The sequence below is a fragment of the Mycobacterium sp. NPDC003323 genome (assembly GCF_053589535.1).
In genome coordinates, this window is record NZ_JBSFSB010000005.1 from 43,518 (window position 1) to 63,293 (window position 19,776).

Below are 19,776 nucleotides of genomic sequence, written 5' to 3' on the forward strand. Positions count from 1 at the left end.
ATCAGGAGGACATCGCGTCGCGCAGGCTCTTGGGCCGCAGATCCGCCCAGGTCTCCTCGACGTAGGCCAGGCAGTCGGCGCGGGTGCTCTCACCGAACACGACGCGCCAACCCTGCGGCACCTCGGCGAACGTCGGCCAGAGGCTGTACTGCTCCTCGTCGTTGATCAGGACGTAGAAGACGCCGTCCTCGTCATCGAACGGGTTGTTGCTCATCGATCCTCTTTCCGGTGGTGGCGAAAATATCGGAGCCCAGTACCCGGTCGGACAGCCGGCCCAGGCAGCTCAGGTTGGGGAAGCCGGGGCCCTGGGTCAGCCCGGCCAGGCCCGGCAGGAACAGCTTGGGATCGACATCGTTGACCGACAGGTCGTAGCCGATCGACTCCTGGATGCTGTTGGCGGTCAGCGGTCCGCCCAGCCCCAATTCCAGCACGTCGAGCGCCTCCTGGCGCAGCAACGGCACGAACCACATGGCATTGGCGCCGGATCCGTCGATCACCAGGTCGAAACCGTGCACCGTCTCCAACCGCTCGCCGCCCCGCTCGGTCTGCAGGGTCAGCCGGATGCGCTCGTCGCGGGCCACCGCATGGGCCACCCGGCCGCGCAGGTGCCGGATCCGGTCATCGGCCAGCAGGCCGTCCTGCACGCGCACCGAGAACACCCCGCGGTCGGTGCGGTTCATGGCATCGCGCTTCTCATCCAGCGTCAGGCCCGCCCAGTGGATCGGGTCGGAGTACAGCGAGTTCTCGAAGAATCCCTCGCCGCGGGTGAACAGGGTGACCTGCGGCGAGATCACCGTGATGGTCGAAACCCGGTGCCGGAACAACTCATCGAGCATGGTGCCGGCCGTCTCGCCGCCACCGATGACGGCGACCCGCTCGGCGGCGATCAGTTCGTGCTGCGCGGCGCGGTGCCAGAACTGGGCGATCGAGAGCACCCGCGGGTTACCGGGCAGGATCGAGCGTTCGGCCTGCCCGGGCCCGGTGATCATCAGTGCGTCGGCGTGCACCGGACCCTCATGGGTGCCGAGTTCCCAGCGGGTGCCGTCATCGGTGTACTGCAGCCCGATCTCGGAGACCTCGCCGGTGCGCACCGTCATGCCGGTGTTGTCGGCCACCCACTTCAGGTACTGGCTCCAGCGCTTGTGCGTCGGGGCGGGCCTGCCCCGATCGATCCACTCGGCGAACTGTCCGGTGGACACCAGATAGGACTGCCAACTGTGCCGCATCATCCGCTCGTCGAGTTCGGCGTTGCGCCGCGCCACCAGCGCGGACTGGTACGGGAAGCCGATGTCCTTCTCCGGACCGGTGCCCAGCCGGTGCTGGCCGTCGGTCCATCCCCCGGCGGCCTGCCAGTTGGCGGCCACCGCGGTGCGCTCGATCGCGACCACATCCGGTGCGGGCACGCCCATCGCGCGCAGTTCGGCGGCCTTGGCCGCGACCGCGATGGCCTTCACCCCGGCGCCGATGACGGCAAGTGTCGTTGTCATGAAATCACCTCTCGTAGAGCGTCCTGCCACAGCGCCTGCAAGGTGGCGACGTCATCGGCAGAAAGAATGTCGGCCACGGTGCGCCACTGCGTGCCCAGCACCGGTGCACCGTCCTTCTCGACCATCAGCACGTTGAGTGTGATCTCGTGCCGTACAGCGAGGTTGGGCTCGGGTATCCGGGACACCTGGTCCAGCAGCGAGCGGTCCACCGTGAGCGCGGACCGGCCGGGGACCTGGCGCAGCCGGCCCAGGTAGTTCAGCAGGATCTGCGGGTCACGATGCGCCCCGAGCCGTTCGGCGGTGTCGGCGCGCAGATAGCGCAGCAGGGCGTAGTCGATACCGTCACCGGGAATCGCGTCCAGCGTCGCGGCCACCGAGCGGGCATCGGACCCGTCCAGCCGCACCGGATAGATGGCGCTGAGCAGCCCGACGGTGTCGCCGGTGTCGATCTGGCGCGAATCGTCGGCCAATCCGGCGGACACGACGGCATCGGCGCGCCCGTAGGTCTCCATGGCCAGCAGCGGGGTCGGGGTGTCCTGCCCGCGGCTGCGTCGCCACGCGGTGATGGTGCGGGCGGTCGCGGCCGCCAGCACCTCGGGCACCCCGACGGGCGCGGCCACTACCTGCGCGGTCACCGCACGCCCGACGAACGCCAGCGAGACGACGACGTCGGCGGCCCGGTCGGTGTCCAGTTGCACCCGGCGGGCGCCGAGATCGGGATCGGGCCCGTCGAGCACCGACTCCCAGTACTCGCAGCTGTCCAGCTTCAACGCGCGTTCGGCGAGCAGTCGGGACCACTGCCGCAGCGAGGTGTGCTCGCGCACCGGCGCCGGATTGTGGCCCGCGGCCAAGGCGTGCCAACCGGTTTCGAGCTCACCCAGCACGATCTGCCAGGATGCCGGGTCCATCGCCAACACATGCGCGGTCAGCACCAGCACCTGCGCGCCACTGTCGTGGTGCAGCCATACCGCCTCCAACATCGCGCCGCGCTCGGGATCCAGTCGCTGGATCGACGCGTCGGTGTGCGCGGCGACCGCGGCGGCCAGGTCCCCGGTCACCGTCGCCTCGGTGAGCACCGGATCGGCGCGGGCATGCTCCACCAAACTCATGGTGGGCCGGTCCAGCCGGCTGCGCAGCACCTCGTGGCCGTCGATCACGTTGTCCAGCAGCAGTTCCAGCCGTTCGCGGGTGACATCGGCGGGCAGCCGGATCGCCTCGGTCTGGGCCAGCCGGCGCGCGTCCCCGTGCGCCAGCAGCCAATGCGCCGCCGGTAGCAGCGGGATCGGACCGGTGTCGTCGACGTCGACCGGTTCGGCGGCCACGTCGGTGTCTATCGCGGTGGCCAACTCACGCACGGTGGCGCATTCCAGCATCAGCCTGGCCCGCAACGAGATTCCGCGCCGGCGCACGGCCTGCACCACCGAAAGCGCGACGATGCTGTCCAGTCCGAGATCCAGGAAGTCGGCGTTGACGTCGACATCGCGGGTGTCCAGCAGTTCACCGAGCACCTCGGCGATGGCGATCTCGGTCTCGGTGCTCGGCGCGGCGAACTCCGTCGCGGCATCGACACCGCGCCCGGCATCCAGTGCGGCCAGCGCCTTGTCGTCGACCTTGCCGTGTGAGGTCAGCGGGATCGCGTCGACGGAGATGATGTGATGCGGTACCAGGTATCTGGGCAGCGTTGCGGTGAGCATGCGACGCAGCTCCGATGTCGGGACGGCGCCGACGACATACGCCGTCAGCCGCGGGCCGCTGCGGTGACGACGCACCGCCACGTGGGCGTGGCGCACATCGGGGTGACGGTAGAGCGCCGCGGCAACCTCGCCGGGCTCCACCCGGAATCCGCGGATCTTCACCTGATCATCGCTGCGGCCGAGGTATTGCAGCGCACCGGATCCCGGCAGCCGGCGCACCACGTCACCGGTGCGGTACATCCGCGCTCCGGGATCCGCCGGGTCGGCGATGAACCGCGCCGAGGTCTCCCCCGGCCGGCCCAGGTAGCCGCGGGTCAGCTGCCCGCCGGTCAGGTACAGCTCGCCGGCGACGCCGTCGGGAACCGGGCGCAGCCAGGAGTCCAGCACGTGGGCGCGGGTTGGCCCGGTCGGCTCGCCGATACAGGGTTGGGGGTGCGTGGCGATGGCCGCTACGACGGCCTCCACGGTCGTTTCGGTGGGCCCGTAACAGTTGTGCGCGCGCATGCCGGTGCGCTCGCACTCGGTGCGGATGCCCTGCCAGGCCGCGGTGTCGATGTTCTCGCCGCCCAGGGCCAGCACCGCCAGCGGCACCGTCGACAACAGGCCCGCGGCCCGCAGCTGACTGAACATCGACGGGGTGGTGTCGATCATGTCGAGGCCGAACCGACCGATCTCGGCGACCAGCGCCTCGGCATCGCGCTGCACGGTGTCGCTGATGATGTGCACGCTGTGCCCGGCCAGCAAGGCCACCAGCGGCTGCCAGGCGGCGTCGAAGGTGAACGACCAGGCGTGCGCGATGCGCAGGTCGCGCCCGAGCCGCTGTTGCGCGGGCCGCAGCACCTGCCGCGTGTGATCGGCTCCGTACGCCAGCAGCGCCTGATGGGTTCCGATGACGCCCTTGGGTTTTCCGGTGGTGCCCGAGGTGAACACGACGTAGGCGCCCTGGCCGGGCCGGACCGGTGCGGGTCGGTGATCCGCGCCGCTGTCAGCGGCTGCCGCCAGCACGGTGTCGTCGAGGATCAGCGCGGCGCCGGTCTGCCCGACGATCTCGGTCACGCGCTCGTCGGGCATGCCGGGATCCAGCGGCACGATCATCCCGCCGGCCTTGAGCACCGCGAGCATCGCGACCACGTAGTCCGGTCCGCGACGCAGCAGGATCGGCACCGGGATCTCGTCGCGGACTCCGCGGCGTTGCAGTTCGGCGGCCACGCGGTCGGCGGCCGCGTCGAATTCGCGGTAGGTCAGGGTGCCGCCGTCCCAGCTGAGCGCGGGGGCGTCGGGGCGTTGCGCGGCGACGGCGGCAACCGCGGTGTGGAATCCGCCGCCGGCCAACACCGGTTCGGGTGCCGTCACCGGTCGTACCTCGCCGTCGAGGGTGACCGCGATATCCCGCAGCGGCCTGTCCCAGCCGGCCAGCAGCCGCTGCACGACCGTCAGCACCCGGTGCGCCAGGGTCGCCGGGTCCAGTAGACCCAGTGCGCCGGTCAGAGTTTCGACCAGCACCGTCAGGCGGCCGTGGGTGGGGTGCGCGGCGATGGTGACCGGGAAATGCGACAGGCTTTCCAGCGCCGCCGGTCGGATCACCGCGCCGCCCAGATCGAATTCGCCGCTGCCGACCAGTCCGCCGGGCGGAAAGTTCTCGTACACCAGCAGCGTGTCGTACAACTCCCCGATCCCGCCGGCGGCCCGCATCTCGGAATGGCTGAGATGGCTGTGGTCGCGCAGTTCGGCCGCCTCGCGCTGCACGGCCAGGCATTGCACGCCGACCCGGTCGGCGGCCTTGAGCCGGATCCGCAGCGGCACGGTGTTGATGAACAGGCCGACCATCGTCTCGACACCGGACAGCTCATCCGGGCGCCCGGAAACGGTGACGCCGAACACCACGTCGTCGCGATCGGTGAACGCGGACAGGATTGTCGCCCAAGCCATCTGGAAAAGGGTGCTGACGGTGACACCGCGGGTGCGGGCGGCGTCGAAAAGCTCGATGGTGGCGCTCTCGTCGAGGTCGGCCTCGATACGCGCCGGGAGTCCGGCAACGGCCTCCCCGGACAGCGCCGGGGTCAACATCGTCGGCCCGTCCAGGCCGTCCAGATGGATCCGCCACCGCTGCCGGCTCTGGTCCGGGTCACGGGCGGCCAGCCAGCCGATGTAGTCGCGGTAGGGCCTAGGCGCGGCGGGCAACACCGCATCGTTTCCGCCTGCGCCGTACAACGCGATGAGTTCGCTGACGAACACCGGCAGCGACCAGCCGTCGATCACGATGTGGTGCGCGACGACCACCAGACGCCAACGGTCACCGGGAAGTTGGGCCAACACGAACCGGATGGCCGGTCCGTGCGCGAGGTCGAAGGGTCGGCTGCGTGCCTGGGCCTCCAGTTCGGCGGCTTCCTCGTCGTCGGCGACTCGCACGTGCTGCCAGGGCAGTTCGAACTCGGCGGGAACGACGGCCACGGGCCGGCTCAGGTTGCCCTGGAAGAAGCTGACCCGGACGTTGGGGTGCCGGTGCAGCATCGCCTCGGCACAGGAGCGCAGCAGTTCCACATCCAGGCCGCCGTGCACGTCGGCGGCCATCGCGATGAAATACGGGTCGGCTCCGGCCTCGCTGTCGGTCAGACCGGCCAGCGAGTACAGCCCCTGCTGCAGGGGGCTGAGTGCCATCACATCGAGGATGGCCGGAGTCTGGCTCATTTCTGGTCGCTGCCCCATCCGGCGGTCAGCGCCGCCAACTCGTCCGGGGACAGGCCCGAGGCCGCCATCGGCGCATGGTGGGTATCGGCCGCGACAGCCTGACCCGCCTTGGCGTCGACGGCGGCGGCCAGTTCGGCCAGCACCGGGTGTTCGAACACCATCCGGGCGGTCAGCGGCACCCCCGCGTCGCGGGCCCGCGCCGCCAACTGCACGGCCAGGATGCTGTCCCCGCCGACGGTGAAGAAGTCCTCGTTGCGGCCGAACTCGGTCACCGCCAGCAGGTCGGTCAGCATCGCCGCGAGCGCACGTTCGGTGTCGGTGCGGGCCGGCTCACTCGGCGCGGTGGTGGTGACGACCGGTCGCGGCAGTGCATCGTCGAGCCTGTCCAGCACGGTGATCGGCAGGGACGCAAGATGTTCGGGCATGACGGGCGGCTCGGCGCCCGTGAGCACCAGATAGCCGCCCAGCACGGTGCCGCTACGGGTTTCCCAGTATCGGGTGGCCGCGGCGGCCACCCCGGGCAGCTTCTCCAGGTCGGCCTGCACCTGCAGGTCACCACGCTCGACGTGATCGAGCGTGCCCTCAGGCGTCCAGCGCGCCCGGTCACCGGTGCGGTACAGGTGTGTGCCTTCGTCGAACGGGTTCGCCGGGTACCGGAACGCCGCTGCGGCCGGCGCCTTTTCGGCGGCGGCGTCGATACCGCCGCCGGCGTAGTGGACATCGCCGGTGACGCCGACGGGCACCGGGGTCAGCCACTCGTCGAGCACGTAGACCCGGTCTGCACCGGCGGTCTGCGGCAGCCCGGTCGCCGGTGCGACGCTGTGGCCGAATGCGGCCGTCTGCTCCCCGCCGTCGATGGTGATATCGCGCAGCGTGCGATCGGGATCGGCGGCGAACGCCTCGATGACCCGGCCCAGCCAGTCGACCAACCGCTGCGCGGTATCGGGCCGGTACAACTCGGTGCGGTAGATGACCGTGCCCTGATAGCCGGCGGGCGTGCCGTCGGCGGCGGTTTCGGCGAAGAAGTTCAGCGACAGGTCGGCGTGCGCGACATCGAAGGTGGGTTCCATTGCGGTGAAACGGGTTTCCCCGTCCGGTCCGGAGTCGATGACGCGGTCGGCCGGCAGTTCCTCGCGCACGTGCACGACGACACCGAACAGCGGATTGCGCGACAGCGACCGCACCGGGGCGACCGCCTCGACGACCCGGTCGAACGGCAGATCCTGATGGGCGTAGGCGCCGAGTGCCATCTCGCGGGCGCGGCGCAACACCTCGCGCACCGTCGGGTTGCCGTCGAGGTTGTTGCGCAGCACCAGGATGTTGATGAAGAACCCGATCAGGCCGTCCAGTTCGGGTTCGGTGCGTCCGGCCACCGGGGTGCCCAGCGGGATGTCGGTGCCCTCACCGGCCTTGTGCAACGCGACCGCGACGGCGGCCTGCAGCAGCATGAATTCGGTGATGCCCAGTTCGCGGGTGAGCTCGGCCAGCCGTGCCCTGGTGTCGGTGTCGATGCGGAACGGCAGCGCGTCGCCCTCGCCGTCGGGCACCGGCGGGCGCGGGAAGTCCGGGCGCAGCCCGTTCTCCTCGGGTAGCCCGGACAGCTGGGACACCCAGTAGTCGCGCTGCGCCTCGATGCTCGGGGTCTGCCCGCCGAGCAGTTGGGCCTGCCAGGCGGCGTAGTCGGCGTACTGCACCGGCAGCGGCTCGAATTCCGGTGCCTTTCCGGCGCAACGGGCCCGGTAGGCGGTCAGGACATCGGTGAACAGCACCCCGGCCGACCAGTGGTCGGCCGCGATGTGGTGCACCACCAGGGACAGCACGTGACTGTCCGGCGTGCTCAGCACGGCGGCCCGGATCGGGCGGTCGTTCTCCAGGTCGAAACAGTATCGGCGCTCGGCGGTCAGCTCGGCCTGCAGCCACTGTTCACCGTCGCCGCGGGCCCGGCGCACCGGGACATCGGCGACCGGGTTGATGATCTGGTATGGCGCACCGTCGATCTCGCGGTAGGTGGTGCGCAGGATCTCGTGCCGGGCCACCACATCGTTGACGGCGGCGACGAACGCGGCCGGGTCGTTGGGACCGGTCAGGCGCGCCGCGAACGGGATGTTGTTCACCGGGTTCGGACCGTCGATGCGGAACTGGAACCACTGACGCAGCTGGGCGGCCGACATCTGCAGCGGACCGTCGCGGTCGATCACCGCCATGGCCGGGCGGTCGGACCGGCCGCCGGCGGCGGCGATGGCGTCGATATGCCCGGCGATACCGGTCACGGTGGCCAGTTCGAAGATCTCCTGCACACCGATGTCGACCCGGCACTGTGAGCGGACCGCGGCAACCAGCTTGGTGGCCAGCAGCGAGTGCCCGCCGAGTTCGAAGAACGAATCGTCGGCGCCCACCCGGTCACGACCGAGCAGCTCGCCGAACAGCGCGGCGATCTGCCGTTCGGTGTCGGTTTCGGATTCGCGATACTCGGTGGCGACCGAGATCTCGGGTTCCGGCAGCGCCTTGCGGTCGATCTTGCCGTGCGCGGTGATCGGGATCTCGTCGATCTCGACATAGGCGGCCGGGATCATGTACTCCGGCAGCGCGGCGGCGACGCGGGCGCGGATGCGGTCGATCTCCACGGCGCTGCCGTCGGCGGCCGGGGTCACATACGCCACCAGCGACTTGCCGAGCCCGGGCACATCACCGGCCACGACGACGGCCTGACCGACGGACGGGTCGACCGAGATGGCGGCCGCCACCTCGCCGAGTTCGATACGGAAGCCACGGATCTTGACCTGCTCGTCGGCGCGACCGACGAATTCGATGTCCCCGTCGGTGTTTCGGCGGGCCAGGTCACCGGAGCGGTACATCCGCCCGCCCGGGTTGAAGGGGTCGGCGACGAAACGCTCGGCGGTCAGACCCCAGCGCCGGTGGTAGCCGTGCGCGATATGCGTTCCACCGATGTAGATCTCGCCGATCACCCCGACCGGGACGGGCTGCAGGTAATCGTCGAGCAGATGGATGGTGGTGTTGATCTTCGGGGTGCCGATCGGCACGATGCGCGAACCCTGCTTGCCCTCGACCTTGTACCGCGAGCAGTTGATCACCGTCTCGGTGGGCCCGTAGAAGTTGTGCAGCAGCGAGTCGAACATGGCGTGGAACTTGTCGGCGACCTCGCCGGGCAGGGCCTCCCCGCCGATCGGGACGCGTTGCAGCGTGCGCCATTCGTTGACCCCGGGCAGGGACAGGAACAGTCCGAGCAGCGACGGCACGAAGTGCATCGAGGTGACACCCTCGGTGCGCAGCAGATCGGTCAGATAGCCGATATCGGTGAGCCCGTCGGGTTTCGGGATGATCAGTCGCGCACCGGCGGCCAGCATGCCGAAGATCTCGCCGATCGACACGTCGAAGCCCTGCGAGGCCACCTGCAGCAGCCGGTCGGCCTCGGTGACCTGATACTCGTCACCGAACCAGGCGAAGTACTCCGCCACCGGCCGATGCGGTACCGGGACGCCCTTGGGCAGACCGGTCGAGCCGGAGGTGTAGATCAGATACGCGGTGTTCTCGGGGCGCAGCGGACGCACCCGGTCGGCGTCGGTGGGGTTGTCGGCGCGGTGCGCGTCCAGATCGCCGGGCAGTGCGCGCAGGACGACCTTGGGATCGGAGTCGGCCAGGATGTAGTTGAGCCGGTCCTCGGGATAGCTGGGGTCGACGGGCAGATAGATGGCGCCGGCCTTGACGATGCCCAGCGCGCAGATCACCAGTTCCGGTGACTTGTCCATCAGCACCGCGACCCGGTCCTCGGCACCGATACCCTGCTGGATCAACCAGTGCGCCAACCTGTTCGAGATCTCGTTGAGCTCGCGGTAGCTGTAATGCCGGCCCTCGTAGACCACCGCCGTGTTGTCCGGGGTCTGCGCCACCTGGTTCTCGACGGCCTCGGTCAACGTCAGCGGCGGGGTTTGGAAGTGCTCGCCGGTCGACACCGCGCGCAGCCACTCGGCGTCCTCGGCTGCCAGCAGGTCCAGCCGCGCCAGCGGACGCTCCGGTTCGGCCAGCGCACCCTCGAGCAGCACGGCGAAGGAGTTCAGCATGCGCCCGGCCAGATCGGCACCGAGCACCTCGGTGAGATGTTCGGCCTCGACGGTGACCACGCCGTCCTCGGACCCGTCCCATTCGACCATGAAACCCAGCGGCAGTTGCGTGACGTGCCCGCGCAGTTCGCCGCGCACGCACCGCACGCCGTCGGGGCGGAAACCGCCGCCGTCGGGTTCGCGGAATCCGAAGCTGATCCGGGTCATCCGCTCGGCGCCGTGGCGCCGGTCGGGGTTGATCTCGCGCACCACGCGGTCCAGGTTGATCCGCTGGTGGGCGAACGCGCCCAGGGCGGTGTCCCGGGTGGCCAGCAGCAGATCCCGGAAACTCTGCCTGCCCTGCGGGCGCAACCGCATGACGACGGTATTGCCGTAGTAGCCCAGCGCGTCCTCGGAACCGCGGTTGAGCACCGGGGTGGCGACCAGGAAGTCGTCGGTGTGGGTGTAGCGCTGGATCAGTGCGCCGAAGGCGGCCAGCAGCACCATGTACGGGGTGGACCCGGTGTCGCGGGCCAGTTCGCTCACCCTGGTTACGGTGTCCGGCGCCAGGGTCAGCGTGCTGCGCTGGGAGCGGAACGTCGTCGGCACCGCCGAGCCGGTCGGTCCCGGGAGTTCCAGCGGCTCCGGCGGATCCGTCATCACGGCCCGCCAGTGCGCAAGTTCCTCGTCACCGGTATCGGCGGGCACGACCGGTACGGGCGGCGTCGGTCCGAGGTCGGCGCCGCCGTAGGCACGGGTCAGGTCGTCGAAGAAGATCCGCCAGCAGCCGTCGTCCCAGGCGATGTGGTGGGCGACCAGCAGCATCATGTGCTCATCGGCGGTCAGCCGGACCAGGGTGATGCGCAACGGTGCATCGGCGCTCAGATCGAAGGCGGTGCCGAACTCGCGCTGGGCCAGCACCTCCAGGCGCAGACCGCGGGCCCGCTCGGACATTGCCGACAGGTCGTGGAACGCCCAGGCCGGCTGCAGATCCTCGTGCACCGTCTCCTGCGGTTCACCGTTCTCGTCGGCGGCATAAGTGGTGCGCAGCAACGGGTGTCGGCGGGCGACGGCCTGCAGCGCGGTGTGCAGACGCTCGGCGTCCAGAGCACCGGTGAGCCGGTAGGACAGACTGATGTTCAGCAGCACGCCGGTGGGATCGAAGGCCTGCACGAACCACATCCGGCGCTGCCCGTCGGACAGACCGGTCTGCCCCACGGGCTCGGCCAGGGTGGCCGCCAGCCCGCGCTCGGCCAGCTTGCGCCGCATCAGTTCCAGGCGTGGGTTGGCGTCTGGCTGGGGCGAGCGCAGCGACGGGGTGGTGGTGGTCGTGTCAGTCACGAAAGCGTGCCTTCTTCTCTTCTTGTTCGTTCGATGTGCTCGGTGACCTCGGCGACGGTCGCGCCGCCGAGGATGCGGGCCAGGGGCACGTTGGCGCCGGTGGCCTTCTTGAGCTTCTTGCGGAGGTCGAGCGCCAACAGCGAGTCGACACCGAGGTCGAGCAGCGATGCCGACGGTTCCGGTGCGCTGTCGTCGGGCGACTTCAGCACCGCTGCCAGCGCCACCCGCAGCACGCCGGCGGCGTCCAGGTCCGCCGGTGACGTGTCAGGGGTCTCGGTGGCGGTGCCGGGTTGCGCCGGTGCGGTGCCGAGGAACTGCGCGAGCCGTGCCGCGTCCGCGGTGAAGATCAGCGGGTCCCCGGCCAGGTCACGCAGGCAGGCCTCGACGGCCCGTTCCGGGTCCAGCGGACGCAGACCCGAACGTTGGACGCGGGTCACCTCGTCGGCGTCGATGATGCCGTCGCCCGGCCACAGCCCCCACCGAACCGCGGTGCAGTGCCTGCCCTCGGCCCGCAGCACGGCGGCCTGTACGTCGGCCAGCCGGTTGGCCGCCGCGTAGGCGACGTGTCCGGCTCCGCCCCACAGCCCGGATACCGAGGAGCACACGATCATCCGGGCCTCGGGCCGCAGCGGCCATGCCTTGGCCATGTTGGCCAGACCGCCGACCTTGGCCGACACGGCGTCGGCCAGACCCTGCCCGCTCAGTTCGCGGTGGCCGGTGATACTGGCCGTCGCCGCCGCGTGAATGACCAATGACGCTCCCCTACCGCCGAATTCGGCGGCGGTGGCGATCAGCCCGGCCAGATCGGTGATATCGCAGCGCGGAGCGACGATCTCGACACCGTCGAACTGCGGGACCTGCACCGAACCGCGGCCCAGGAGCACGATGCGCCGGGCGCCACGCGCAGCCAGCTGACGGACGAAATGGGTACCGACGGCCCCCGATCCGCCCGTCACGACGACCTCGTCGAGGATGTCGGCGGACCACGCGGCGACGCGGGCGTCCGCGTCGCGGGTGCCGCGCCGCAGCAGTACCGGACCGGTTTCGGTATCGCGCACGGCGAGTTCGGCGGCCGGGCCCTGCAGCGCCGCCACCGCGAGGGCCGCGGTCGTGTCGTCGAGCTGCCACGACGGCAGATCCAGATGGCCGAAGTCGTGGTCGGGATGCTCCAGTCCGATGCTGCGGTGCATCGCGGCCAGCGCGGCGTGCGCGGGCAGCGGGCCGGGCTCGCCGTCGCGCACCTGCTCGCCACCGACGGTGATCAGCCAGACCTCGCGCGCCTGTGCGCCGAGGGCATCGACGTAGCGCAGCAACCCGGTGTCGATCCGGGCGGCCAGTTCCGCGGCGGCGTCGGTCGCATCGAACCGGTCGGTGGCCGGAGCGATGACGACCAACAGGTCGGCCTCGGCGGGGTCGACCCTCTGCAGGTGCGCGTGCAGGGTGTCCACCAGCGCCGCGGCGTCACCGAGGTCCACGACGGCGGCGCGTCGGGCGGCGCCCGGGTGCGCCGTGACCGGCTCCCACGTCTCGGACTGCACCTTCAACCCGGGCACCGCCGGCAGCGGATCGGGCGCGGCCCAATGGTGTTGGGACAACATCGGGGCGAACGGGAAGTCGGGCAGCAGCCTCTCGGTGCCGTCCAGGAAGTCCGCCCAGCGATATGCCGGGTCGCTGACCGCCACTGCGGCGATATTGGCCGACAGCCGGTCGACGAGCGGTTCGTCGCGGCGGCCGGAGCCGACCACCAGTGGTGTCTGCGGCAGATCGTCGAGGACATCGCCCATCGCGTACAGCAGCGCCGGGTGCGCCGACATCTCGACGAAGGTTTCCGCCCCGGCCTGCACGGCGGCCCGGACAGCCCGGTCGAACCGCACGGTACTGCGCAGGTTGGCGTACCAGTAGTCGGCGAAATCGGTCCCGCCCGGCACGGGCTGCGCGGTCGCCGATCCGATGAACTGCACCGAGCCGGACTCGAATGTGCCTTGCGGGAGCAGGTTTTCGAGTTCGGCGCGCAACGGATCGAGTTTCGTGGTGTGCGCGGGGAACCACATCTCGATCTCGCGGGCGAACCCGCCGGCCCGGGCCACTCGGCGCACCACCGCGGCGATCGCCTCGGTGTCGCCGGACACCGCGACCGACGAACCCGAGTTGACCACCGAAAGTTCCAGCCAGCCCGGCGTCGCCGCGATCTCGGTCTGGGCCTGCTGCGGGCTCATACCGAGTACGGCAACCCGGTAGGGACCGGTCAGCCGGTCCAGCAGGGTGGCGCGGGCGTGCACGATCGCGACCGCGTCGGACAGGCCGATGGCACCGGCGATATGGGCGGCGCCGATCTCTCCCAGGCTGTGCCCGACGGTGATATCGGGGGTGATGCCGTGGGACTGCCATACCCGGGCCAGCGCGACACTGTGCACGAACTGTGCACCTTGGATCTGCACCTGGGTGAAGTCGTTGGTGTGCGCGTCCGGTGCGGCCATCAGGTAGGCCAGCGGTGAGGCGTATCCGGCCTCGTCGAAAGCGGCGGCGCAGCGGTCGACCTCGGCGGCGTACACGGGTAACTGGGCGTAGGCTTCGACGCCCATCGACGGCCACTGGCTGCCCTGACCGGGGAACACGAACGCGATGCGCGCGGCGCTGCTCGGGGCACATCGGGTGACCAGCGGGTGTTCGTCACCGACGGCCACGGCCCGCAGCGCGTCGGTGAGTTCGCCCGCATCGGCGGCCCGGATCAGCGCGCGATGTTTGCGGACCCGGCGGGTGCGCGCCAGCGTGGCGGCCACCCGCGTCACACCGCCGGCCGCCGGATGGCGGCGCAGATGGTCGCCGATCGTCGCGGCGTCGGCAGCGATCAGGTCCTCGGCGTGCGCGCTCAGCAGCACCGGAATCCGGTTGTCGGGCAGTGATCGTGCGGTCATCAGGCGGCCTCCCCGGACTCCGGGACGGACACGATGGCGTGGGTGTTGGTACCGCTCATGCCGAATGCCGATATCGCGGCCAGCCGTCGGCCGGTGCGGGCGGGCCAGTCGGTCAGTTCGGTCGCGGGCCGTATGCCTTGTGCGGCCCAATCGATCTCGCGACTGGCCTGATCGATGTGCAGGCTCGGGGGCACCGCGCCGCGCTGCGCGGCGATGATGACCTTGGCCAGCCCCAGCGCACCTGCGGCGGCCTGGGTGTGCCCGATGTTGGACTTCACCGATCCCAGCAGGGCGCCGGTACCGGGCCGCTGCGTGGCGCCGTAGGTCGTGGCCAACGCCCGCAGTTCGGTGCGGTCACCGAGCCGGGTTGCCGTGCCGTGTCCTTCGATGACGCCGATGTCCTCGGGGACCACGCCGGCGCGTTGCATCGTGCGGGCGAACAGACGTTGCTGCGCAGCCCCGCTGGGGGCGGTCAGCCCGACCGTGCGGCCGTCGGAGTTGACCCCGGTGGCCAGCACCTCGGCCAGGATGCGCCGGCCGTCGCGCCGCGCCGCCGACCGGCGCTGCAAGACGAACATCGCGGCGCCTTCGGCCCATACGGTGCCACTGGCCGCCGTGCTGTAGGGCCGGCAGTGGCCGTCATCGGACAGCGCGTGTTGTTTTGAGAATTCGACGAAGTAGCCCGGGGTGCCCATCACGCAGACCCCACCGGTCAGTGCCATGTCGCAGTCGCCGGCGCGGATCGCCCCGACGGCGGTGTGCAGTGCCGCCAGCGCCGAGGAGCAGGACGTGTCCACCGTCAGCGCCGGACCGGCCAAATCCAGGGTGTAGGCGATCCGGCCGGAGATGACACCCAGCGATGTGCCGGTGATCAGATGGCCGCTGTGGCCGGAATACTCGGACAGCTCCGGACCGTACTCCAACGCCGATGCACCGACGTAGCAGCCGACATCGTGGCCGGCGAGATCGTCGGGGTTGATCCCGCTGTGCTCGAATGCGCGCCAGGCCAACCGAAGTGCGACCCGCTGCTGCGGGTCCATCGCGGTGGCCTCGCGCGGCGAGATGCCGAAGAACGCCGGATCGAACATCGCCGCGCCGGTGAGGAATCCGCCGAGATCGTGGATCTTCTTGAAACCGTCGCGGCGCGAACCGTCCAGCAGTTCGGCGATGGACCAGCCACGGTCATCGGGAAAGGGACCGAGCGCCTCGCGTCGGCCGGCCAGCAGATCCCAGTAGCTGTCGGCGGAGTCGACGCCGCCGGGCGCCTCCAGTGCCATCCCGACGATCACGACCGGATCGACGTCCTCAGAGTGCATTGACCAGCTCCGCCACATCTGCGGTGTGGTCGTTGATGTAGAAATGGCCGCCGTCGAACATCGAGAGCGTGAACGCACCGCTGGTGTGGGTTTCCCAGCGCCGCAACATCTTCTCGTCGATACGGTGATCGCGTTCCCCACCCAAGGTGTGGATGTCGGCATCGATGCGGATGTCCTCACCGCACGCATAGCGGTTGAACGCGGCGTAATCGGCCCGCACCGCCATCAGCAGCAATTCCACGAAGTCGTCGTCGGCGAGCAGTTGGGGATCGGTGCCACCCAGATCCACCATCTCCGCGAGGATCTCGCTCTCGGCCATCGGCAGGTCCGGCGCGCCGGCCACCGTCGACGGCGCCTCGCTGGCCGACACCCACAGCGCACCGACCTGCACGCCGTGGCGCTCGGCGACCCTGGCGAACTCGAACGCCACCACCGCGCCCATGCAGTGCCCGAAGAGCCGCAACGGAGCCAGATCGGCCCAGTTGCCCGCGTCGAACAGGTCGGCCGCCAACTCCCCCACGGTCTGCGGCGCCGGTTGGGTCAGCCGGTCACCGCGCTGCGGGTACTGCATGACGTAGGCGTCGGAGCCGGCGGCGGCCAGCGCGGTGCCGAAGTTGCGGTAGGCCAGCGCCGCACCGCCGGCGTGCGGGAACACCAGCGTGGCCGCGGCGTCGGGATCCGTTCCGGGGTAACGCTTGATCCAGGGTTGCAGGCTCACGACGGACCCGCGGTCTGCAGCTCGGATTCGACGGCGGCCTCGTCCATGCCGGCGACCTCCAGGTAGAGCTCGGCCACCAACTCCAGACGCCCGGCGTCGGTCTCGCGCTCGATCAGTCGCTGGGCCAGCGCCGCGACGGTCCGGGTGGCGAAGACGTCGGGAACCATGATGGTCGGGGTGTCCAGCCAGTCCCGGACATGGGCCACCACCTGGGTTGCCATCACCGAATCGCCGCCAAGACCGAAGAAGTCGTCGTCGACGCCGATTCCGTCGCGCCCCAAAAGATCTGCCATGATGCGGGCCAGCGCGGTCTCCAGCGCGTTCACGGGTGCGCGGTACCCGCGTTCGGCGGGCAGTTCGGCCTCGGCCAGGCGCAGCGCCACGGCCTTGCGATCGATCTTGCCGCCGAGGGTGAACGGGATGCGCTCGCACGTGACGATGAGCTGCGGGATCATGTGCGCGGGCACGAGATCGGCCAACGCCGCCGTGACGGCGTCGGCGTCGACCTCCGCGCCCTCGGTGCGCACCAAGGCGCCCAGCACATCGCGGGAGCCGTCGACGTTGATCACCGCGGCCACCGCGGCACCCACGCCCGACACGCGGGCCAGCGCGGCCTCGACCTCGCCGAGTTCGATGCGGTAACCGGACAGCTTGACCCGGTGATCGGTGCGACCGATGAACTCCAGGGTGCCGTCGGGCCAGTACCGCGCCAGATCACCGGTCCGGTACCAGGTTCGCCCGTCGTGTTCGACGAACTTCTCGGCGGTCAGGTCCGGGCGTCCGCGGTAACCGCGGGCGATACCGCGACCGGAGAACCACAGTTCGCCGGGCACCCAGTCCGGGCAGTCCTCGCCGGTCGGGCTGACGACCCGGCACGCGTTGTTGGTGAACGGCACACCATAGGGCACCGACGGCCAGTGCGCCGGCAGGTCGAAGTCGGGGCCGATCTCGAAGATCGTCCCGTGCACCGCGGTTTCGGTGGCGCCGCCGAGACCGGCGAACCGCATCTGCGGGGCCCGCGCGCGCAGCGCCCGCACCAGGTCGGGGCGCACCCAGTCGCCACCGGTGAGGATCACCCGCAACGAGGACAGGTCGCCGGGGACCTCGGTCAGCATCTGCAGCCAGCCCGGCAGGAAGTTCACCACCGAAACCTTGTGCTCGGCGATCAGGCGGGCCCAGGTGTCCGGATCGCGCCGGTGCGCCTCATCGACCATCACGATGGCGCCGCCGACGCGCAGCGTGCCGAACACATCGGGCACCGACATGTCCGATTCCAGGTGCGACAGGGCCAGCGCGCGGGCATCGGCGCCGATGTCGAAGTGCCGGTACAGGAACTCCAGGGTGTTCATCACCGCATCGTGGGTGAGTTCCACGCCCTTGGGCTCACCGGTGGAACCCGAGGTGAACAGCACGTAGGCCAGGTCGTCGAGCGTGCCGGCAACCGTGGTGAAAGGCGTTGCTTCACTTTGCGCCTCGGCGACGCGCAGGGAAGGCACACCGGCCGCGGCGAGAACGTCCGGCGTTTCGGTACCGCAGATCAGCGCGAACTTCACGCCCGCGGTGTCCAGGATGCGGGTGGCCCGGTCGGTGGGCTGATCGACGCCGATCGGCAGGTACGCCGCACCGGCGGCCAGAATGCCCAGCAGCGCCGGAACCTGTTCGGCACCCTTGGGTCCCAGCACGGCGACGATATCGCCGCGGCCGACGCCACGGGCTTGCAGCGCACCGGCCACGGCGTGCACCCGGTCCCTGAGCTCGCCGTAGGTCAGTGTGCCGCCGGAGGCGATCAGCGCGATCGCGTCGGGCTCGGCCGCGGCGTGGCGGAAGAACCCGTCGACCAGGTTGTCACCGCTGGGCGTCGCCGTCGTCGCATTGACCGCGGCGCGGACGGCACGCGACTGCGCCGTCAGCGCCGGCGGATCGGGGGTGTCCCAGGCCGAATCATCGGTGGCCAGCCGCTGGAGTTCGGCCACCTCGTAGGCGAACATCGCCTCCGGCACACCTGGTGGGAAGGCCTCGACGCGGACATCCCAGTTGATCATCAGACCGTTGACCAGCGGGGTGGCCTGCGCATCGATGAGCACCTGCGGGCCCTGCGAGATGGTCCACACCGGCTCACCGAACTGGTCGGTGACGTCACCGGCGAACAGGTCGCCGAGGCCGAGAGCGCTGGTGTACACGATGGTTGCCAGCGTCTGGGTGCCGCGATGGCGGCTCATATCGCGCAGCACGTCCAGACCGGTCACCGACGCGTGCGCGGCGGTCTGGTGCAGCACCTCCTGGACGGCGCGCGCCCGGGCCGCCGGCGTGGCGGTCTCGGTCAGGTCGATATCGAGCATCAGCGAGGACGTGAAGCAGCCCACCAGTTTGTCGACGTCGGGATGGTAGGGCTCACGACCGAACATCGGCAGGTTCAGCAGGAACCGCGAGTCGGTCGACCAGCGGGCCAGCGCGTTCGAGTAGGCGGCGGCAACGGCCATGGCCGGGGTGATGCCCCGACGGTGCGCGGCGGCATACAGCGCGTCGCGGGTCTCGACATCGAAGATGTGCCACAACCTGATGTTGCGCAACGGGTTTGCCTGCTGATCGCGCGGAACAAGCGGCAGCGCAGGAGGTTCGGGCAGCTCCGGGACCCGCTCGGCCCACCACTGTCGGTCGGTCGCCGACGGCGGCGGGGTCGAGGAGGTCAACCGGTTGCGGTACTCGCGGTAGGTGTAGCCGAGTGGGGGCAGATCGGCACCACGATAGAACGCAGCGAGGTCGGCCATGAAGTTGCGGTAGCTGACGGCGTCGGCGGCCTGCATGTCCATGTCGACATGCAGACGCGTGCGTCCGTCTGCCAGCAGCGACAGTGATATCTGCAGAACTTCGTTGTCCAACAACTGATGTGACTTGGCATCGCGGATCCGCTCCAGCTGCTCCTCGGCATCGGCGGCGTCGCGCAGATCGAAGATGGTGACCGGCAGGCCGCGCTCGGCGATCCGCTGGGTGCCGTCGGGCAGGATCTCCTGACGCAACATCGGATGGCGCGCAACGAGTTTGGTCGCGGCCCGCTGCAGGCGTTCGGGATCCACCCCGGCACCGTCGAACTCGACGTACAGATGTGCCGCGACACCGCCGAGTTCCTGCTCGCCGTGCCGCCCCACCCACATCGCGTGCGCGATGGGAGCCAGCGGGAACGGTGCGTCGGGATCCTCGGCGGCCGAGGCGGTCGATTCGACGACCGGCGCGGCGGGGGCGTGCTCGGCGACCAGTTCCTGCCAGGCCGCCACGGTCGGGTTGGCGGCCAGTGCCGCGAAACCGACCTCGATGCCCTGCTTACGCCAGCGACCCGACAGCGACATCATCCGGATGGAGTCGAGACCGGAGGCGATGAGATCAGCGTTCGGGTCCAGCGCATCCGCGGTGACGCCGAGCAGTTCGGCCACCTCGGCCCGAACGGTTTCTGATGTCGTCGCAGCGACGGCCACGCTATTCCTCCGAAGATTTAGTACAGGCTGCCCTAACTGGAGTGAGGCTACCCTATATTCGTATCGGCAACGCACCTACCCAGAGAGAC

At 70.0% G+C, this 19,776-nt stretch carries 8 protein-coding genes; all 8 read right to left on the reverse strand.

Annotated features, from left to right (window positions below; translation table 11 throughout):
* Nucleotide 1 precedes the first annotated feature (1 nt).
* From ACWDUN_RS14355 to ACWDUN_RS14390, 8 genes are read right to left on the reverse strand one after another with little or no spacing between them, the layout of a single operon-like run.
* Nucleotides 2-214, reverse strand: coding sequence for an MbtH family protein (locus ACWDUN_RS14355; protein ID WP_449929659.1), 213 nt, complete (start codon nt 212-214; stop codon nt 2-4).
* A complete protein-coding gene (gene mbtG, locus ACWDUN_RS14360; RefSeq protein WP_449929661.1) occupies nt 192-1,487 on the reverse strand; it encodes an NADPH-dependent L-lysine N(6)-monooxygenase MbtG in 1,296 nt (431 codons plus the stop codon). Before mbtG ends, ACWDUN_RS14355 begins: the two co-directional genes overlap by 23 nt.
* Nucleotides 1,484-5,869 carry an amino acid adenylation domain-containing protein gene (locus tag ACWDUN_RS14365; protein WP_449929663.1) on the reverse strand — a complete coding sequence of 1,462 codons (4,386 nt, stop codon included), beginning with the start codon at nt 5,867-5,869 and terminating at the stop codon, nt 1,484-1,486. Before ACWDUN_RS14365 ends, mbtG begins: the two co-directional genes overlap by 4 nt.
* Complete coding sequence (locus ACWDUN_RS14370) at nt 5,866-11,268, reverse strand: amino acid adenylation domain-containing protein (protein ID WP_449929665.1); 5,403 nt, start codon at nt 11,266-11,268, stop codon at nt 5,866-5,868. The genes ACWDUN_RS14365 and ACWDUN_RS14370 overlap by 4 nt, the downstream gene beginning before the upstream one ends.
* Nucleotides 11,265-14,183: a mycobactin polyketide synthase MbtD gene (mbtD, locus tag ACWDUN_RS14375; protein ID WP_449929667.1), complete on the reverse strand. Its 2,919-nt coding sequence runs from the start codon at nt 14,181-14,183 to the stop codon at nt 11,265-11,267. Before mbtD ends, ACWDUN_RS14370 begins: the two co-directional genes overlap by 4 nt.
* Nucleotides 14,183-15,499 carry a beta-ketoacyl [acyl carrier protein] synthase domain-containing protein gene (locus ACWDUN_RS14380; protein WP_449929669.1) on the reverse strand — a complete coding sequence of 439 codons (1,317 nt, stop codon included), beginning with the start codon at nt 15,497-15,499 and terminating at the stop codon, nt 14,183-14,185. Before ACWDUN_RS14380 ends, mbtD begins: the two co-directional genes overlap by 1 nt.
* Nucleotides 15,489-16,217, reverse strand: a complete 729-nt coding sequence (locus ACWDUN_RS14385) for a thioesterase II family protein (protein WP_449929671.1) — start codon at nt 16,215-16,217, stop codon at nt 15,489-15,491. Before ACWDUN_RS14385 ends, ACWDUN_RS14380 begins: the two co-directional genes overlap by 11 nt.
* Nucleotides 16,214-19,687 carry a non-ribosomal peptide synthetase gene (locus ACWDUN_RS14390; RefSeq protein ID WP_449929673.1) on the reverse strand — a complete coding sequence of 1,158 codons (3,474 nt, stop codon included), beginning with the start codon at nt 19,685-19,687 and terminating at the stop codon, nt 16,214-16,216. Before ACWDUN_RS14390 ends, ACWDUN_RS14385 begins: the two co-directional genes overlap by 4 nt.
* Nucleotides 19,688-19,776: the final 89 nt, after the last annotated feature.